Source organism: Sulfitobacter sp. L-8, assembly GCF_056859255.1.
Genome location: NZ_JBSXOD010000053.1, coordinates 481,046 through 499,573 on the forward strand (window position 1 = coordinate 481,046; position 18,528 = coordinate 499,573).

Below are 18,528 nucleotides of genomic sequence, written 5' to 3' on the forward strand. Positions count from 1 at the left end.
GTCCTCCCATAGAGAAAAGCTGAAGAAACTTGAGATTATCCAGAGATGTACGACATTTTTGGATAATATCGCCTTTCACCCTTGGCCGCAGGGTCGTCCCCAATTACAGAGCGTGAAAAGGGGCGGGCAGGTCGTTGCCTTGTGACCCGGCAGAGCGACCAGAGGCACATGTCTTTGGGCATCTTTATTCATTCAGTGGTAAGACAGGCAGGTACCATGACAATTACCCAACTTGTGACCCATTCCGGCGGTTTTCATGCTGATGAACTCCTGTCTTCGGTCATTTTGACCCGTTTGTTCCCTAATGCAAAGCTGATCCGCAGCCGCGATGCGCAGCAGATCGAACCTGCGGCTGGACGGATCATTTATGATGTCGGCGGGCGGTTCGATGCGGAACTTGGTATATTTGATCATCACCAGCGGCCCAACCCGCTTCGACAAGACGGTCAGCCCTACAGCTCATTCGGCCTGATCTGGGCACACTACGGGCGGGAATATCTGAAGTCCTTCGACATTCCCGCATGGGATATCGAGGCTGTTCATGCCAGCTTTGACAGGGGGTTCGTCCTGCCCGTCGACCTGATTGACAATGGCGCGGTGAACCCGTCGGACGCTGGGCCTTTGTTTGCCTCTCTCACGTTGCCGGTGCTGTTGGAAACGCTCAAGCCGGTGTTCGATGACCGCGAAGAAGGTGCCGATGATCGCGCCTTCGCGGCGGCTCTGCCAGTGGCGCGGGCGTTTGTCGAAGCGTCGATCCAGCGCAAGGCGGCCAAGCTCAGAGCCGAAGCGTTGGTGAGCGACGCCATTGAAAAGGCAGGTACATCCGCTGTTTTGGAGCTTCCCATGGGGATGCCGTTTCGCGCCGGGATCGAAAAGGCCGGTGCGGATCATTTTCTTTTCGTGGTCCACCCTCGGGGTTCTGATTGGGCCCTGACCACCATTCGCACCAAAGACGGCACATTTGAAAATCGGGCAGACCTTCCGGCCGCCTGGGCTGGTCTCAAGGATGCTGATCTGGAAGCAGTGTCAGGGGTCAAAGGTGCAAAATTCTGCCATAACGGTCGATTTATCGCTGTGGCCGGCACACGGGATGCCGTTTTGCGGATGGCTGATCTGGCCGTGACCGAAGCATTGGCAAATCAGGTTTCGCCCTGTGGGTCAGATCAAGGCAAAGAAGCGCAAGACGAAAACGCTTAGATAGACGCCGATCGCGATAAGCAGACACATTGTAGCCAACGACCCAAGGTCTTTGGCATCGCGTGCGAATTCCTCCCAATTGGGGGCGAGGTGGTCCACAATGCATTCGATGGCGGTGTTTAATGCTTCGACTGCAATCAGCATCAGGAACATGATCGCCAAAATGCTGAATTCGACAAAGCTAGCACCTGCGATACCCAGCAAGGCGACGCAGATCGGGAAGCCGATGATAATGTGACGGAACGCGGTTTCCTGCCACAGTCTGACTGCCCCGCTTACCGAATATCCAGCGGCTGCGAATAGATGCGCAATTCCCGTGACCCGTTCTGGTTTGGGCCGGGGGACGGTTCTGTTAACGGTCAATTTGGACTACCTTTTTAGAGCCTTTGCAGGACGCAAATATATCCAGTGAAGCGTTTCTTTCAGAGGTGTCGATATCAAGCATTCCCAATAGCGAATGAAACAGGTTGTCATGTGACAGGGTGTCGGTCTTCTTGGATGCGATGCAGGACCGGTCTATCTTGAATTTATCCGAAAAAGCATTCGACATCCACAAGATCATCGGCACCTTGGTCTGGACATCAGGGGCCATGAAATAGGGCGATCCGTGCAGATACAGTCCGCCCTCTCCTAGGGATTCACCATGATCCGAGACATATAGCAACGAGGTGGTCAATTGATCCTGCGATTGTAAGAACTCGATCGTCTGCGCCAGGATCGCATCGGTGTAGGCGATCGAATTATCATAGACGTTGACGATTTCCTGTGGGGTGCAATTCTTGAACTCAGCTGTGCGGCAGGCCGGGGTAAAGCGCTCGAACTCCGGAGGGTAACGCAGGTAATAGGTCGGGCCGTGGCTTCCGATCTGGTGCATCACCAGGACGGTGTCTTCGGTGATAGAGGCTGCATAGTCCTTGAGGGCCTGCATGAAGATACCATCGTCACATTCACCGGTCGGGCAGAACTGTTGGTTGTCGGTATTGGTGAACGACCGCGACGGGATGCGTGCCGCCAGTCCCTTGTCGCCTGTGTTGTTGTCCCACCATTCGACCTTGAAGCCAGCATGCTTCATCACGTCCAGAACGTTTTCGGTCGAAACTCCCTTTTCATACGAATAGTCGCCTCGGTCGAATTTTGAAAACATGCAGGGGAGCGACACCGCCGTCGCGGTCCCGCACGAACTCACTTGGCTGAAGCTGATCACCGGTAGTTTCTCAAGGTTCGGGTTGGTGTCGACGCCGTATCCGTTCAGGCTGAAATTCTGGGTGCGCGCGGTTTCCCCCGCTACGACAATGGTCAGGACAGGTTTGTCACCCTGAGCATAGGCAGGCCCCTTTTTTGCGTCGGTGCCGATGCTGGCCATCGTCGTATTTGCCGATCGCGACATCATTTTCGCATAGCGGATGGTTGATACCAACGGCATGCCCGGCTGGAAAGCGCTCATGAAATCCTTACGTTCTCTCAAGATGGACGCGTACGATTTCATATCAGTCATCAACAGGCCTGCCGCCAGCGCCAGACTGAGTACAAAGCTGACGACGGGCAGCAGCGCGGCTTTGGCTTTCCCTTGCGGCTTGAGTTTGACGGCGAACACAACCAGGGCAGGCAATACCCCTGCGATCAAGACACGTAGCACAAAGCTTAATGTGATCAGATGTTTGGATTCCGTAAAGGTGGTTACCATCACGTTCTGGATCATGTCCCGGTCGATGACGACGCCGAGGTTATCCATGTAGTAGGACGTAATCGAACTAAGGATAAGCATGAACGCAAGGAATGGCTTTACGGTCCAGGGAAATGCGAACAGACTGAATGCGGCCAGCATCAAACAGAATACCGCCAGTATATAGACCGCCAAAGATACCAGATGCCCGGAAAAAATCGCGATAGCGATAGACCAAAATGTGCTGTTGTCCACGATAAAGATGAAAACGAGCGTCAAGGCCGTCAACGTTAGCGGTGACAGGGGTAGTGCATTTTTCAGCGCTGTTAAGCGCAGAAAAACAGTAGACAAAATGGACATAGCTCAGCCTGCATTGAAAGTTCGACGCTCATGCACATACAAAGCTTACGTTAACCTTATCGCGAGTGAATATTTTTGGACGCCGGGACATCCAGCAAGGCCGGGTCAGGGTTGTGTCGGTTCCCGATACGTGGGCGGCGGGGCGGAGCGATCCGCCTTGCTGAACGTTGCGTAGCGGTTAAACTGACGCTCTCGGGGAAGGGACGGATTGTGAACAGCCTGCTCAGACATCTGCCGCAAGTCGAAGCGGTTCTGCAAACGCCTGCGATGTTGACCCTTATCGACACCTACAGTCGCGACGAAGTGGTAACCGCGCTGCGCTTATCGCTGGCCAGTCTGCGGGCCGATCTATTGGCGGGGCGGGTCCAGGATCTGCCTGACTTTGATGGTGACGCATTTGCGGCGTCCCTGGAAAAAGCCATGGGCGCGTCGCGTTCGGCAAATCTACGCCCTGTTGTAAACGCAACCGGTATCATCATACATACCAACCTTGGCCGTGCCCGTTTGGCACCCGAAGCGTTGCGCGCGATGCATGACATCGGGACACGACCTTCGAACCTGGAGCTGAATTTGGCCACGGGCAAACGCGGGTCGCGTCACGACCACACCGCAGCGCTGATTTGCGAACTCACAGGTGCCGAATCCGCATTGGTCGTCAACAACTGCGCGGCGGCGGTGGTGCTTGCTCTGACGGGCACTGCCGCAGGTCGCAAAGTCATCGCATCCCGTGGCGAACTGATCGAAATCGGCGGTTCGTTCCGTCTTCCGGACGTGATCGCACAAAGCGGTGCGACGCTGAAAGAAGTCGGTTCCACCAACAAAACCCGCTTGAGCGATTACGCCGATGCAATTGATGGCGATACGGCTGTTCTGCTCAAGAGCCACACCAGCAATTTCCGCATCGTCGGTTTTACCGCCGCCCCGTCGCGCACTGATCTGGCCCGGCTGGCAGCCGAACAAGGTGTGATCCTGATGGAGGATTTGGGCAGCGGTGTTCTGATTGACCTGTCTCCCTATGGGCTGACCGATGAACCGGTCGTGCGCGATATTCTTGATGCAGGCGTTGATTTGGTGATGTTCTCGGGGGACAAATTGTTGGGCGGGCCTCAGGCCGGCATCATTGCCGGTCGTGCCGATCTGATTGACGAGCTGCGCAAACACCCTTTGGCGCGTGCTGTCCGGATCGACAAGCTGTCTCTCGCCGCGCTCGAAGCGACCCTGCGTCTGTACCGCGCCCCTTTCGATCCGCTGGCGCGGATACCGGTGCTGCAAATGCTGTCGCAGCCCCTGGTCGAGGTACAGGCCCGGGCGGAAAATCTCGCGCAGGCGTTGCAGGATCTAGACAGTCTGAACGTTTCCGTTGCGCGTTCATCGGCCTTTGTCGGTGGGGGGGCATTACCGCAGCAGAGCCTCGCAAGTTTCAGCGTCCGGTTGGATGGGGGGGCGGCTTGGGCGGCAGACGCCATTGCAGATGCTTTGCGTCACGGCCACACCCCCGTGGTTGGGCGTATCCATCAGGGGCGGCTCTGGCTCGATATGCGCACGGTGACAGACCCAGAGGTTTCGATGATCGTCACGGCCTGTCGAGCGCTTTTCGCAAGATGAACACGGTCTGTGCTATCGTCATAGGTCACGTCGACCACGGCAAAACATCCTTGGTGCGTGCGCTGACCGGAACGGATACCGACCGTCTTGCTCTTGAGAAACAACGTGGGTTGTCGATCACGCTTGGGTTCGCGCATTGCGATTTTCCCGCAGGCACCGTCGATCTGATCGATGCGCCCGGGCACCAGGATTTCACCCGTGCCATGGTGGCCGGTGCCACCGGGGCACAGACCGCACTGCTTGTCGTTTCGGCGATCGACGGGGTCGCCCCCCAGACACTTGAACACCTTCGGATCATGGGCGTGCTGGGGGTGGGGGTAGGTGTTGTGGCTGTGACCAAGGTGGATCTGGTGCCTGCCGCCCAGTTGTCGGCAAAGCTTGACCTGATCAGAAGCCAACTGGCGGCCCTTGGTGTGTCCGAAGTACCGTTCATACCGTGTTCTGCAAATTGCCCCGATAGTCTCGCCGCGGTGCAACAGGCGCTTGGGGCGTTGCTGACGATGCAATGGCCGTCGCGCGCGCCCGTCGATGCTTTTCTGTCCATTGACCGAGCTTTCACGCTTCCCGGTAAGGGGACGGTGGTGACGGGCACGCTACTGGGTGCACCACTTGGGACCGATGGCACGTTTGCGTTGCAGCCGCAGGGCACCCCGGTCAGCGTACGCAGCGTGCAATCGCGGGGTCAGCCGCGCGATGTGGTCCACCCCGGCGAACGCGTGGCCGTCAATCTGCGGGGGCTTGCTGTCCAGGATGTGTCGCAGGGAAGCGTCCTTTGCACGGCTGATGCATTTAAGGCGTCGAACTGTATGGACGTGCACATCGCGGTGCTGCCCGATGCCGCGCGCGCCCTGAAGCACATGCACGAACTGCGGGCGATGTTCGGTACCTCCCAAGAGGTGGTGACGGTTCGCTTGATGGGTGGGGGGCAGGTGTCACCGGGGCAATCCGGATTTGCACAGATACGGTTCCGGCGAAAAACCGTCGGCTTTGCCGGGCAACGGGTGGTTTTGCGCAGCCTGTCACCGGCCGTGACAATGGGCGGCGCTGTAATACTTGACCCGCAGGCGCAGCCTGTAAGGTCGGGCGATGTGGCCCGGTTGAATCTGATGCGTGCGGCGGTCACGCGCGACGCCGGATTGATCGCTGCCGCTCTGTGCCATCAAGGGAAGGGGCTGGCCGCATTGGAAGATGTGGAACGCGTTGCCCGATTGCCAAGGGGGTCAGCGCTTGGTCGCTTGGCGGGCACATTTACCTGTATTGCTTCGGGTCATATTGCGCAGACCCCAGATTTGCTGGAGGCTCGGAGTGATGTCATATCCGCGCTGCAAAGCTTCCACGCTGCGCACCCGGTCAAGCGTCTGGCTCCTCGTCGGACGATAGAACAGCGCAGCCGGTTTTTCGGGTTGCTGCCCTATGTGGAAAAGGGATTAATCGCTGACCGGAAATTACGCGTCGAAGACGGGCAGGTTGCCTTGACCGCCCACGATCCCCTTGCCGCTATGAACGACGCGCAACGGATGCGGCTGGCCGAGATCGCGGCGTGGTTCACCAAGGCCGGGATGGCGCCGCCTGACGCCGCGCAATTCAGCGATGCGGATGATCCCGATCTTGTTGCGCTGTTGGTTGCCTCTGGTACTTTGGTATCACTGCACAATGTTGCTTTGAACCAGTGGGTGTTGTTTCACGCGGAATGCGTGGCTCAAGCGGTCAGCCGACTGCGCGACATCTTTCCACCACCGGAACGGTTCACCACCAGTCAGGCGCGCAGCGCCTTGACCACCACCCGCAAGTTCATTGTACCGCTGTTGGAACATCTGGACTCGCTAGGTATAACACGACGCGACGGCGATACCCGTCAAATGAACACACAGGCGCATTAGGCATTTACCCGCCGCTGCACACGGTTAGACTGCACCGGTGCGGAGGTGACTGGAGTCTGGTGGCTTCCCTGGTCTTCAAAACCACGGACGCGTCGATAAGGCGTGTGGTGGGTTCGATTCCCATCCACTTCCGCCAACTGTCTGGACATGGCTGACGATCCCTCACACTATGCAAATGCATAATTCGAGAGGCGCAAAGATGACCGACTCAAGACCGGCCTTCACGTTGAAAGATCTGCACGGAAAGGCGCATCAATTCGATGGGACTGGCCCCAGCTTGGTCTGCTTTGTCAAAGAGGACTGCGAAACCTGCAATATAGCTGCCCCGGTGCTGCAAGCGCTGGCACAAGCTTATGACGACAAGGTTACCGTGTTGGTTCCCGCGCAGTCTGGCAAAGCAAATGCAGATTTTGCGCAGCGCCACGGGTTGACGATGCCAGTGCTCGATGATGCGGGCTGTAGAACGTCGTTTGACTGGGGTTTCGAAATCGTGCCCGCCGTTTACTGGATCGACGAAAGCGGCACCGTTGCCGCGCATTTTGAAGGCTTCGTGCGGGACGACTGGAAAACCCTGGCGGATCAGATTGCCCAAGACACCCGGCAACCTGTCGCGCAGGTCGACTGGGACAGTCTCCCTGCCTGGCGGCCGGGCTGCGGATCGAAACATTTCGACCCCGAAGTCTACGACAAGCTGCGGGCCGCGGCGGACGGCGATATGCTTCTGGCCCGGAAAGTCGAGGTGGCAAGCGGCGATGATGTCGCCGAATTCATGTTTGATCAGGGCTTTTCCGACGGTCTGCCGCTGGTTCCACCGACGCCCGAAAGGGTAATGCGGATGCTGGCGGGAACCAACCGGGATCCGCAGGATGTGGTTGCAGTCGTTCCGCCGAACATGGGGGTCGGTACCGTAGAAAAGATTGCGATTAATGCCGTGATGGCAGGGTGCAAACCCGAATACCTGCCTGTAGTCATCGCCGCTGTCGAAGCCGTATGTACTGATGAATTCAACATTCACGGCGTCACCGCCACGACCATGGGGGCGGCGACCGTAATGGTGGTAAATGGCCCGATCCGTGACAAGATCGGAATGAACGCAGGGCTGGGGGCGATGGGCGCGGGCAATCGCGCCAACGCCACGATCGGCCGCGCCTTGCGTCTGGTGATCCGAAACATCGGCGGGGCGAAAACCGGTGGTGTCGAACGCTCTACCTTGGGTAATCCGATGAAATTCACGATGTGCTTTGCCGAGAACGAGGAAGTATCTCCGTGGGAGCCGTTACATGTCGAACGGGGCTTCGAGCCCGAGGATTCGGTGGTCACGATATTCGCAATGACCGGCGGCCCGGTGCATCTTGTGGATCAGACATCGCGACGGCCCGATCAGATTGCCGGATCGCTTGGTCAGGGACTCGAATCCGTCTTTCTGCCGAAACTGCATAACCTGCCGGTGGATGCACTGTTGGTCGTGTGCCCCGAACACATCAAGACGATGACCCGCGATGGCGATTATTCAAAAGACCGGCTGCGAGACCGTATTCAGGAAGTCACGTCGCGACCCTTAAGGGAAATGGTCCAGGATGACCATTCGGGCGCGGGAATATCGGTGGCCGACGCCGACAAGATGGGGCCTGAAAAACTGGCGCAACTTGCCCCGAAATTTGCGGGTAAGGAATACATCCATATCGTCGTGGCCGGTGGCGAGGCAGGCAAGTTTTCGTCGGCGTTTCACGGTTGGTCCACCGGTGCCGCCGGATCAATTTCCGTATCCAGAAAGATTGATCTAGGCTAACGTAATCACCAGCAGAGGAGGAGATGAATGACAACAATTCTCGACCCGACGGACGAACGTGTGCCCGTCGCGCGTCAGATCAGCGAACGGTCAGGTTCGGTGCAGGGGGTTGTCGGGCTGCTGAACATCAGCAAGCCGCGCGGCAACATCTTGCTGGATGAACTGGACAGGTTGCTGACCGAAAAAGCACCGGGCGTCGAAGTGCGGCACTATACCAAGCCGACATTCGCCAAACCCTGTCCGGACACGCTGCGCCACCAGATCCGCGACGAATGCGATTTTCTGGTCGAAGGGCTGGCGGACTGAGGATCATGTACCACGTGCAGTATGCACGATACAGTCTGGTTTGAAATCCAGGGGATCCCGTCAGTCTCCGTCGCATCCAGCGCGTTTGGCCAAGCCGCCGAAACGCAACGCAAAGCGTTAGGCATGGAAGGGGCGCGTTACGTGCTGGTGCCGCATCCGATACAGGACGCGACGGACGATGAAATGCGTGCCAAAGCCCGCGAGGCGTTCAACCAGATCGTCGGCGCGTTGCGCGATAGATGAACCACGAAGGCGGTGCAGACCAAACCTGCGCCGCCTTTGCCTATTGTTCCCCCGCTCAGGTGTGCCCCGCGGGCCCTAAAGCTCGTCTAGCCAGCGAGGTCTGTCCAATTTATCGTCCAGCCAGATCATGGCATCGACATGCGTCAGGTCCGGTGCCTGCGGCAGCAATCCCGCCGGGATCGTGGTCGCACGGGCCAACGCTTTCTCCAGCGGCTCTCCTACGTGATCGACCATGAAACGAACGGCTTGGGGCATGGTCAGATCGGCACCGGCCAGGGTACCATCGGCAAGCGTCAAGCGACCGTCGCGCCTAAGGATTTCACGGTCGTTCAGCGTGAAACGGGTGATGTCAGACCCCGCAGGGGCCATGGCATCGGTCACCAGAAAGACGTCATGCCTGCCTCTGTTGGCCGCAAGCGCGACTCGGATCATCGCGGCATGTACATGTATGCCGTCCGCGATAAGCCCCGGGGCGATATCGGGATGGTCAAGCGCTGCACCCACTAACCCGGGCGACCTTGCGCTGGCCTGGCTCATCGCGTTGAACAGATGCGTGGCCATCCGGGCACCGGCATCAAACGCTCGCATCGCGGTGTCATAATCGCAATCACTGTGTCCGATGGACACTACGACCCCCGCGGTGCTGAGCGTTTCAATCTGCGCGCATGTGATGTTCTCGGGTGCGGCGGTAACGAACAGGTTGGGAATGGACTGCAACGTGTCCAGCAACAATGCAATGTCGTCATCATCCATCGGGCGAACCAGATTGCCGTCATGCGCACCCTTGCGCGTCACCGACAGGTGCGGCCCCTCAAGATGAAGGCCGACGACGCCGGGGATGTTTTGGTCGATGGCCTGTGCCACGGCCTTGATCGCGGCAATCCCATGTTGGCGGGTATCGGTGATCAAGGTCGGCAAAAACGCCGCTGTACCGAGATGGCGGTGCGCCCGGGCGATTGTGGCAACGGTGTCGAGGCTCGGTGCGGCATTAAGCATCACGCCGCCACCGCCATTGACCTGAAGGTCGACAAAGCCCGAGGTGATGATGCCGCCGTCAAGCCTGTGCACATCACAGGTCTCGGGGATCGCGGCGGGGGCAAGTATCTGCGTCTTGCCACTTTGGTCGATCATCAGCGCGTGATCATCAAGCAGCCTTGCGCCGTCGAAGATACGTGCGCCAGTCAGAACGCGTTTGCGTGTCATCGCGGCTGTGCGGCGGCACGCATAGCAAGTGCGACGGCACCATCGACGGCTCTGCCTTTGGCGGATGCCAGGTTTCCCGTCCGTTCCGACGGCAGATACGGGGCATAATGGGGGCCCACACCCCCTGAAAGACATAAAATATCCCCGGCCCCGTGGTCGAGCGCGCGCAGTGCGCTGTCCAGATACTCGGCACCGCGTACCATAAGGGTGGTACCGATCGTGTCTCCTGCGGATGCAGTTTCCACAACATCGGGAGCAAGTGTGGCAAAATCGCCTGGCCGCGCCTTCAGGCTGAACTGGACGATACCTGCCGCACCGCCGAATTTATCCAGCATGCGCTGCGACAACGGGCTGGCCTGTACGATGCCGTCCACGACCAAAAGCGTCTGTTCCAATGCGCCGTGCCCCAGCCACGCGCCCGAAGCCTGATCGGACACCTGATAACACCAGCCGCCGATACAGGTTTGCTGTTCGGCTTTCTGACGTGCAATGATCGTGCCTGTCCCAAGCGCAATGACATAGCCGTCTTCTTGTTCGATTGCTCCGACAATGGTGGTATTGGTATCTTCGGATACCACGGTTCTTGCAAAGGGAAGCAGCGCGGTAATTTGTCTGCCGATCTCTGGACCGGTATACCCGGCCAACCCAAGATGTGCCACAGCCCGGTCCGTGTCAGCGATGCTTAGGCCGGCTTTCTGCACGGCCTCATGGGTTGCACGCATGATATTGGTGATGGCTTCGGCGCAATCGGTACTAACATTTGCGCGCCCGCCTTTGGCTTCGGCCAATATCCGCCCATCAAGAGAGGCCACCGCGACGCGGCATCCGGTACCGCCGCCGTCCACCCCGATCAGATATGAAAAGTCATCATGTGTCATTGGGCGTGTTTAGGATACCTGTTTTGGCGGGGAAAGGAAATTTTCACAACGGGGCTTACAAGCCGTGCATCGGGTTTACAAAATACACCGGACAATGATAAGTTAGCGCTAACATTGCCGGGCGAGGCTATCGGATTATTTTCAATACCCACCGGATCCAGATTGCAAAGGGAAGTTCAATGCCAAACGATACCGTATTGCGTGTGACCGAACGGATTATCAAACGCAGCGCTGATACCCGCGACGCCTATCTTGCGCGGATGCGCCGGGCCGCCGAGGCAGGCCCGGCTCGAGCCCATTTGTCGTGCAGTGGCCAGGCACATGCTTACGCGGGGGCAGGTCCCGATCAAATGGCGCTGGCGACCAAATCAGCGGGAAACATCGGGATCATAACGACGTATAATGACATGCTGTCGGCCCACCAGCCGTTTGAGCGCTTTCCCGAGATCATTCGGGAAGCAGCACGCGCCGTCGGGGGAACCGCACAGGTAGCGGGTGGCGTGCCTGCTATGTGCGATGGCGTGACCCAAGGCACACCGGGCATGGAGCTTAGCCTTTTTTCGCGCGACATCATCGCGATGGCTGCCGGGGTGGGGTTAAGTCACAATACATTCGACAGCGCGGTTTTCCTTGGCGTGTGTGACAAGATCGTGCCGGGTTTGGTTATCGCGGCGCAGGCGTTCGGTCATCTACCCGCGGTATTCTTGCCCGCGGGGCCGATGACCTCGGGCATCTCCAACGACGAAAAAGCCATCGTTCGCCAGAAGTTCGCAGCAGGTGAAGCCACACGCGAGGAACTGATGGCCTCGGAAATGGCGGCTTACCATGGTCCGGGTACCTGCACCTTCTATGGTACGGCCAACACTAACCAGATGTTGATGGAGTTCATGGGCCTCCACTTGCCCGGCGCTTCTTTCGTCAATCCCAACATGCCGCTGCGCGATGCGCTGACCATCGCAGGGGCGCAACGCGCGCTGGCGATCAGTCATCTGGGCAACAGCTACACCCCCGTGTGCGATGTGCTGGATGAAAAAGCCTATGTGAATGGAATCATCGGTCTGCATGCCACGGGCGGTTCTACCAACCTGTTGATCCATCTTGTTGCGATGGCCCGCGCTGGCGGGATCGTGCTGGACTGGCAGGATTTCTCGGATCTGGCTGACGTGACCCCATTGCTGGCGCGGGTGTATCCGAACGGGTTGGCTGATGTGAACCATTTCCACGCGGCCGGTGGGCTGGGCTACATGATCGGTCAGCTTCTCTCGGGTGACTTGCTGCACAATGATGTCAAAACCATCGCAGGCGATGGTCTTGAACGCTATACTCAGGATCCAAAGTTGAAAGACGGTGCGGTGGAATGGGTCGCTGGTCCTAAGGAAACCTTGAACGACAAGATCCTGCGCCCGGTCGACGCCCCGTTCCAGCCAACTGGCGGTTTGAAACGTTTGTCGGGATCGCTGGGTAATGCCGTGACAAAGATATCTGCCGTCAAACCGGAACACCACATCGTTGAGGCCCCAGCGCGGGTGTTTCACGATCAGGAGGCGGTCAAGGACGCATATAAGAACGGCGAATTCAGCGAGGATGTCGTCGTGGTCGTACGTTTTCAGGGGCCCAAGGCCAATGGTATGCCTGAATTGCACAGCCTGACGCCGATTTTGGCGAACCTGCAAGCGCGCGGGCTCAAGGTGGCGTTGGTTACTGATGGACGTATGTCTGGGGCATCCGGCAAGGTGCTGAGCGCGATCCATGTGTGCCCCGAAGCCTTGGACGGTGGCCCCATTTCACGAATACAGGACGGAGACCTTATTCGCGTAGACGCCCATGAAGGACGCCTTGAGGTGTTGACCCAAGGCGCGTTGGATCGGCCCGAAGCGGTTGCCGACCTGACGGGCAACGAATACGGACAAGGGCGCGAGCTTTTCGCTACTTTCCGAAGAACCGTAGGCGCGGCAGATGCCGGTGCCAGTAGTATCTGATTTTGATCGAAGGATAATCCATATGACCCCCCAAGACGCCAGCGCTGCTGCCTACGCCATCTGTAAACGCGCCCCGATTGTTCCGGTGTTGGTCGTGCATGACGTGCTTCACGCCCGCCCATTGGCCGAAGCACTGATCGCCGGAGGACTGCCGGCGCTTGAGGTGACATTGCGCACCGACGCGGCTCTTGAGGTGATCGCCGAAATGGCCAAGGTCGAGGGCGGTATCGTCGGGGCTGGTACGTTGATTACTCCGGACGATGTGAAACGTGCCGTCGATGCCGGAGCAAAGTTCGGGGTATCGCCCGGCGCGACTGACAAGCTTTTACGAGCTGCAGAAGATCTGGACCTGCCCATGTTGCCCGGCGCAGCCACGGCCAGCGAAGCGATGCGATTGTATGAACGCGGGTACGATATGCTCAAGTTCTTTCCCGCCGAAGCATCCGGGGGGGCACCTGCCCTGAAATCCTTGGCTTCGCCGTTGCCGCAAATTAGATTTTGCCCGACCGGCGGGATCAGTCCGGCAAATGCGGACAGCTATCTGTTGCTGCCCAACGTGGTTTGCGCAGGAGGCAGTTGGGTTGCCCCTGACAACCTTGTGCGCAAAGGCGATTGGACGGCTATCACGGAACTGGCCCGTGCCGCCAGTAATCTGGGCGTCCGCAGCTAAAGCGATGCTGCCGCGCGGCTGGCCTGATCATATTGTCCCGAAATCGTACGTAACTGCGCGGCAATCTCGCGCAGATCGTCGCCTTTGATATCGGTGTGGCCCATGCTGTCGATCAGGCAGGCATTTCGCACTGCACGATACGCCTCGATCAATTGGGTGCCGCTTTCGGATGTGCGGTAAAATACTTCCTTGCCACGCTTCTCAGCCTCTAGCAGGCCGGACTTCAGCAGCTTGCGCAAGGCATAGTTGACCGTGTGCGTGTCTTCGATATTCAGCAGAAAACAAATATCCGTCAGGCGCTTTTCGCGGTCACGGTGGTTGGTATTGTGTAGCACCAGGATTTCCAGAGAGGTCAGGTCGGGATTGCCAGCCGCCGCCATACACCGCATCATCCAGCGACTGAAGGCATTATAGGCAATGATCATACCGTATTCCAGTTCGGATGCTTCCCACCCTTCACCTTCGGCAAGATGGCGGGACGATACGATACGACGAGTTGCAGGGGGTACTGAGCTTGACATCGGGGGGTCCAAATTTTTGCTGTTTCGCTGTCGTAACGTTAGCGTAATGTCGGCGTATTGCAACGTTTTGAAACTATCTTGGCGCAAACGCGGGCTTGGTGTTTTGTTAGCGGCAATAAGTTGCCATCACTGAGCCAGCGAATCTCGATCGCCTACCCTCCAATGGCAAGGGACGGTGACATAATCTTCGGAGTAACGATGTTTCGATCCTTGTCTGTCATACTGATCTGCCTCATGACCGTGCCGGTCACCGCCGCCGGGGGCGAGCTTACCCGGTTGGGGTACGGGCGCTTGATCAATAACGATTTGCTCGGTGATCTGCGAGACCGAGAGCGCACGGGGTCGTTCTCTTCCTCGCGGGTATGGGGGCGAGAGTGGGACGGAAATCTGCCGCGTGCAGCCGGTGCCCTCGTCGAACTGCGCCTCGGGTTGGAGGTGCTGGCACCCGATCGCTTGAACAATCCCCGACCGGGATCTCGGCCTTGGGCGGGTGCTTTGTCGGTCGGTGTTCATACCCATTTTGAACGTAACAACATTGAATTCGCGTTGGGTGCGTCGATCTATGCAACCGGGCCCCAAACTCAACTGGGCGAGCTACAGCAACAATTTCACCAACTGATCGGCGCGCCCGCCCCATCTGACCGCACCCTTGCCGGACAAATTGGCAATGGCTTTCATCCGACGATATTGATCGAAGCAGGGCGGCGGTTCGATTTCGGGACCACGACCAGCCTGCGGCCATTCATAGAAGCACAGGCCGGCGTCGAAGATCTGGTCCGCGCAGGTTTCGACCTCACCCTTGGCGGGGTGGGCCACCAAGAGCTTCTGGTCCGTGATACGACCACCGGTCATCGCTATCGGGTTATCCAGAACGATGCCGCGACCGGCTTTAGCTGGGTCGCTGGGGCCGATATCGCCCATGTCAGTTCAAGTACCTATTTGCCACGTGACCGTGGATACGTGCTCACCAACCAAAGAAAGCGGTTGCGTATGGGTGTTCACTGGCAAAGCGAACGGCTATCGGCATTCTATGGGCTGACTTGGTTGGGCAAGGAATATTCGACCCAGCCGAACGACCAGGTTGTCGGATCGGTGCGCATAAATTACGCGTTCTGATGCCCGGTTGGTGTCGTTTGTCACCCGACGGGCGACGCAAATCAAACCCGTCTGAACGCACTGGCCGAGGTCCGCACACTCCGAACTTTTCGCCTTCCCACAAAGGCGCTGCTTTGCTACCCTGTCCATAACAAAAAGAAGATCGAGGCAGGTGAACAGTGTTTAAAACGGGCTTTCTAGGCACGTTTGTCATAAGCTGGTCGCAAACAGAAATAGACGGGCTAGAGGCCGCGCCGGTTCAATCACTCAAAGTGGGAGCTGCCTGGTCTTGGCGAGGCGATACAATTTGTGTCGATGGTCCGAATAACGTGTTGCGACTTGACCGGGCAGATGATGCAGCACAATTGCGCCGGCGTGCCGCACGCAAGGTGCAACGCCTTGTCGGTGCCGCGCTGGAAAAACAGCCTCCTATCCGGCGCGAACCGCACGGTGGCGATATGCACACGCCGTTGATGCATAACAGCTTTACCATGACGGATGGGGTGAGGCGTTACACGGCGACCTTGATCGAAGTGGGCCGGGGCAGTCAGCCATTGTTGATGTTTCTGGATCAGTTGCCGCCGCGCGATACAGATCTTTGGATCGTGGACCATGCGCTGGCGACCATATCGCCGGATCGGCTGGACCAGAGCGGTGCAGGTGTGATTTGTTTTACCCCCGGTACGATGATCCGGACAGGCACAGGGTCGTCACGCATCGAGCATCTGCGCGAAGGCGAAATGGTTCAGACCAAGGACAACGGCCTTCAGCCTATCCGTTGGATCGGTCGTCGCCGGATGAGCGGTGCCCGGCTGTTTGCCATGCCTCAGCTGCGCCCTGTCCGGTTTCACGCCAACGCGTTGGGCCAGACCCGGCCAGACCAGGATTTGCTGGTTTCACCCAGCCACCGGGTGCTGATCACCGGCGATGCGGCGCGCAGCCTTTTCAACACTTCCGAGGTGCTGGTCACCGCGCGTGATCTGGTGAATGGCACCAGTGTGACCATAGATGCCCACGCGCGCGAAGTGACGTATATTCACCTTCTGCTCGATTTCCATCAGGTGTTATGGGCCAATGGTGTCGAAACAGAAAGCTTCCACCCCGCATCTGCGTCGCTTGAAACCCTGGACGCCACAGACCGCGCCCGCCTGCTAGGGAAATTTCCGCAGGTTGATTTCGACCCGCATACCTATGGCGGCTATGCGCGGCGTAACCTGAGCATGTCTGAAGCGGCAATTTTGAACCATGCGGCCTGAATGGCCTGCCTTGCCGGATGACCGGGTAGCCCGCCACCGGATTGCCTGTGCCGACGTTGCCAGCACCACAGCATGAACGGTTTCACCCAAGCCGGGGTTTGCACCGAACGCCGGCGCAGTGTAAACGACCCCGAGCATTACTTTTTCCATTTTCCCGCCAAGGGGTTTGCCTGATGACCGATACGACTTCGAACAAGATGTGGGGTGGCCGTTTCGCCGCCGGACCGGATGCGATCATGGAAGCGATCAACGCCTCGATCTCGTTTGATCAGCGCATGGCAGCGCAGGATATCGCAGGGTCACGGGCGCACGCGGCCATGTTGGCGGCCCGAAATATCATCAGCAATAGCGATGCAGAGGCAATTCGCGAGGGACTGCTTACGGTGTTGTCAGAGATCGAAGGCGGAACCTTCAATTATTCGACGGCGCTTGAGGACATCCACATGAATGTCGAGGCCCGCCTGAAGGAGATTATCGGCGAACCCGCAGGCCGTCTGCACACGGGCCGGTCCCGAAACGACCAAGTTGCAACCGATTTCAAGCTTTGGGTGCGTGACCAGTTCGATGCTGCTGAAACCGGCCTGTTGGCACTGATCAAGGCCTTGGTGGGTCAGGCAGAGGCCGGGGCCGATTGGGTCATGCCCGGTTTTACTCATTTGCAGACCGCCCAACCCGTGACCTGGGGTCACCATATGATGGCCTATGTCGAAATGTTTGGCCGCGATCTGAGCCGAATGCGCGACGCGCGGGCACGGATGAACGAATCGCCTTTGGGCGCGGCTGCGCTTGCGGGCACGTCCTTTCCGATTGACCGCGACATGACCGCACAGGCGCTTGGCTTTGACCGTCCGGCCGCCAATTCGCTGGATGCGGTCAGCGACCGTGACTTCGCACTCGAATTCCTGAGCGCTGCATCGATCTGCGCCATGCACCTGAGCCGTTTCGCCGAAGAGCTGGTGATCTGGTCCTCGGCGCAATTCCGTTTCGTGACCCTGTCTGACCGTTTCTCGACCGGGTCGAGCATCATGCCGCAGAAAAAGAACCCCGACGCGGCGGAACTGATCCGCGCCAAGATTGGCCGCATTATGGGGGCCAATGTGGCGCTGATGATGGTGATGAAAGGGCTGCCGCTTGCCTATTCCAAGGACATGCAGGAAGACAAGGAGCAGGTCTTTGACGCCGCCGACAACCTGATGCTGGCATTGGCCGCGATGGAAGGCATGGTCAGGGATATGTCCGCCAACCGCGACAGCCTGGCCGCCGCGGCCGGGTCGGGCTTTTCCACCGCGACCGATCTGGCCGATTGGCTGGTCCGCGTGCTGGGGCTGCCGTTCCGCGATGCGCATCACATCACCGGATCGCTGGTGGCATTGGCCGAACAGAACGGCTGCGACCTGCCGGACCTGACGCTGGAGCAGATGAAATCCGCTCATGATGGCATTACAGCAGATGTTTTTGACGTTCTGGGCGTAGAAAATTCTGTGAATTCGCGTATGTCTTATGGCGGAACTGCACCCGAACAGGTGCGCAAGCAAATTTCCCGTTGGAAAGGTCTTGTTGGATGAAACGCCTCGCCGCCCTTCTTTTGTTGTTAACGCTCGCCGCATGCGGCGCTGACGGCGAACCTCAGCCTCCGAAGGTTCACAGTTCGGTCACGTTATCTAATTCGGGCGTGTCTGTTGGGACAGGTGTCAGCATGGGGCGCGGGGCTTTGCGTGTGGGCGTGGCGGGATGGACGCTGTGAAGCTTACAGCGGCGCTGATTTTTACTGCAATCCTTCTGACCGCATGCGTCGGCGATACCGCGATACAAAACCGCCAGGCAACGAACTGGCGGCAACAGCCCGACAACCTTGAACAAGGGATGCACGTATCAGGGCGGGG

At 58.4% G+C, this 18,528-nt stretch carries 16 protein-coding genes and 1 tRNA gene; 12 read left to right on the plus strand and 5 right to left on the minus strand.

Translation table 11 applies throughout. The features are described 5' to 3' along the window. Nucleotides 1-216 precede the first annotated feature (216 nt). The gene (locus AC13DE_RS15630) at nucleotides 217-1,197 is read left to right on the plus strand and encodes an MYG1 family protein (protein WP_483048356.1); all 981 of its coding nucleotides are present in this window, start codon (nucleotides 217-219) and stop codon (nucleotides 1,195-1,197) included. On the opposite strand, the gene AC13DE_RS15635 is transcribed toward AC13DE_RS15630, so the two are convergent. Both AC13DE_RS15635 and AC13DE_RS15640 read right to left on the minus strand, forming a co-directional pair. After that, entirely contained in the window at nucleotides 1,159-1,560 is a 402-nt protein-coding gene (locus AC13DE_RS15635) for a diacylglycerol kinase (protein WP_446313115.1), read from the minus strand. The two genes, AC13DE_RS15630 and AC13DE_RS15635, sit on opposite strands and share 39 nt — an antisense overlap. Next, a complete protein-coding gene (locus AC13DE_RS15640) occupies nucleotides 1,550-3,220 on the minus strand; it encodes a phosphoethanolamine transferase (RefSeq protein WP_483048357.1) in 1,671 nt (556 codons plus the stop codon). Before AC13DE_RS15640 ends, AC13DE_RS15635 begins: the two co-directional genes overlap by 11 nt. Nucleotides 3,221-3,430: 210 nt before the next feature. Between AC13DE_RS15640 and selA the strand changes: the two genes are divergently transcribed. The 5 genes from selA to AC13DE_RS15665 all read left to right on the plus strand — a co-directional run bounded on the left by selA (nucleotide 3,431) and on the right by AC13DE_RS15665 (nucleotide 9,043). Further along, nucleotides 3,431-4,825 (plus strand): L-seryl-tRNA(Sec) selenium transferase, encoded by a 1,395-nt coding sequence (gene selA / locus AC13DE_RS15645; protein ID WP_483048358.1) that lies wholly within the window; start codon nucleotides 3,431-3,433, stop codon nucleotides 4,823-4,825. Further along, complete coding sequence (locus AC13DE_RS15650) at nucleotides 4,822-6,705, plus strand: SelB domain-containing protein (RefSeq protein ID WP_483048359.1); 1,884 nt, start codon at nucleotides 4,822-4,824, stop codon at nucleotides 6,703-6,705. Before selA ends, AC13DE_RS15650 begins: the two co-directional genes overlap by 4 nt. 41 nt (nucleotides 6,706-6,746) lie before the next feature. Next, nucleotides 6,747-6,841 (plus strand) — tRNA-Sec (locus tag AC13DE_RS15655). A 63-nt stretch (nucleotides 6,842-6,904) separates the two neighbouring features. Next, entirely contained in the window at nucleotides 6,905-8,494 is a 1,590-nt protein-coding gene (locus AC13DE_RS15660) for a TlpA family protein disulfide reductase (RefSeq protein ID WP_483048360.1), read from the plus strand. A 27-nt stretch (nucleotides 8,495-8,521) separates the two neighbouring features. Beyond that, complete coding sequence (locus tag AC13DE_RS15665) at nucleotides 8,522-9,043, plus strand: UGSC family (seleno)protein (protein ID WP_446314484.1); 522 nt, start codon at nucleotides 8,522-8,524, stop codon at nucleotides 9,041-9,043. A gap of 75 nt (nucleotides 9,044-9,118) precedes the next feature. On the opposite strand, the gene nagA is transcribed toward AC13DE_RS15665, so the two are convergent. Both nagA and AC13DE_RS15675 read right to left on the minus strand, forming a co-directional pair. Next, nucleotides 9,119-10,246, minus strand: coding sequence for an N-acetylglucosamine-6-phosphate deacetylase (gene nagA, locus AC13DE_RS15670; RefSeq protein ID WP_483048361.1), 1,128 nt, complete (start codon nucleotides 10,244-10,246; stop codon nucleotides 9,119-9,121). Beyond that, nucleotides 10,243-11,124: a glucosamine kinase nucleotide-binding domain-containing protein gene (locus AC13DE_RS15675; RefSeq protein WP_483048362.1), complete on the minus strand. Its 882-nt coding sequence runs from the start codon at nucleotides 11,122-11,124 to the stop codon at nucleotides 10,243-10,245. Before AC13DE_RS15675 ends, nagA begins: the two co-directional genes overlap by 4 nt. 179 nt (nucleotides 11,125-11,303) lie before the next feature. Here AC13DE_RS15675 and edd point away from each other — a divergent pair, with 179 nt between their 5' ends. Further along, nucleotides 11,304-13,103 (plus strand): phosphogluconate dehydratase, encoded by a 1,800-nt coding sequence (gene edd, locus AC13DE_RS15680; RefSeq protein ID WP_483048363.1) that lies wholly within the window; start codon nucleotides 11,304-11,306, stop codon nucleotides 13,101-13,103. 22 nt (nucleotides 13,104-13,125) lie between these two features. Further along, complete coding sequence (gene eda / locus AC13DE_RS15685) at nucleotides 13,126-13,773, plus strand: bifunctional 4-hydroxy-2-oxoglutarate aldolase/2-dehydro-3-deoxy-phosphogluconate aldolase (protein ID WP_483048364.1); 648 nt, start codon at nucleotides 13,126-13,128, stop codon at nucleotides 13,771-13,773. Here eda and AC13DE_RS15690 read toward each other — a convergent pair. Further along, on the minus strand, nucleotides 13,770-14,294 hold the full coding sequence (locus tag AC13DE_RS15690; RefSeq protein ID WP_446297884.1) for a winged helix DNA-binding protein: 525 nt from the start codon (nucleotides 14,292-14,294) through the stop codon (nucleotides 13,770-13,772). The genes eda and AC13DE_RS15690 overlap by 4 nt on opposite strands. Nucleotides 14,295-14,492: 198 nt before the next feature. Here AC13DE_RS15690 and AC13DE_RS15695 point away from each other — a divergent pair, with 198 nt between their 5' ends. From AC13DE_RS15695 to AC13DE_RS15710, 4 genes are all read left to right on the plus strand, one after another. Continuing rightward, nucleotides 14,493-15,410: a lipid A-modifier LpxR family protein gene (locus AC13DE_RS15695; protein WP_483048365.1), complete on the plus strand. Its 918-nt coding sequence runs from the start codon at nucleotides 14,493-14,495 to the stop codon at nucleotides 15,408-15,410. Between the two features lie 158 nt (nucleotides 15,411-15,568). Then, nucleotides 15,569-16,645: a Hint domain-containing protein gene (locus tag AC13DE_RS15700; RefSeq protein WP_483048366.1), complete on the plus strand. Its 1,077-nt coding sequence runs from the start codon at nucleotides 15,569-15,571 to the stop codon at nucleotides 16,643-16,645. A gap of 173 nt (nucleotides 16,646-16,818) precedes the next feature. Then, nucleotides 16,819-18,210: an argininosuccinate lyase gene (gene argH / locus AC13DE_RS15705; protein ID WP_483048367.1), complete on the plus strand. Its 1,392-nt coding sequence runs from the start codon at nucleotides 16,819-16,821 to the stop codon at nucleotides 18,208-18,210. Beyond that, a complete protein-coding gene (locus AC13DE_RS15710; protein WP_446314476.1) occupies nucleotides 18,207-18,389 on the plus strand; it encodes a hypothetical protein in 183 nt (60 codons plus the stop codon). The genes argH and AC13DE_RS15710 overlap by 4 nt, the downstream gene beginning before the upstream one ends. The last annotated feature ends 139 nt before the right edge of the window (nucleotides 18,390-18,528 follow it).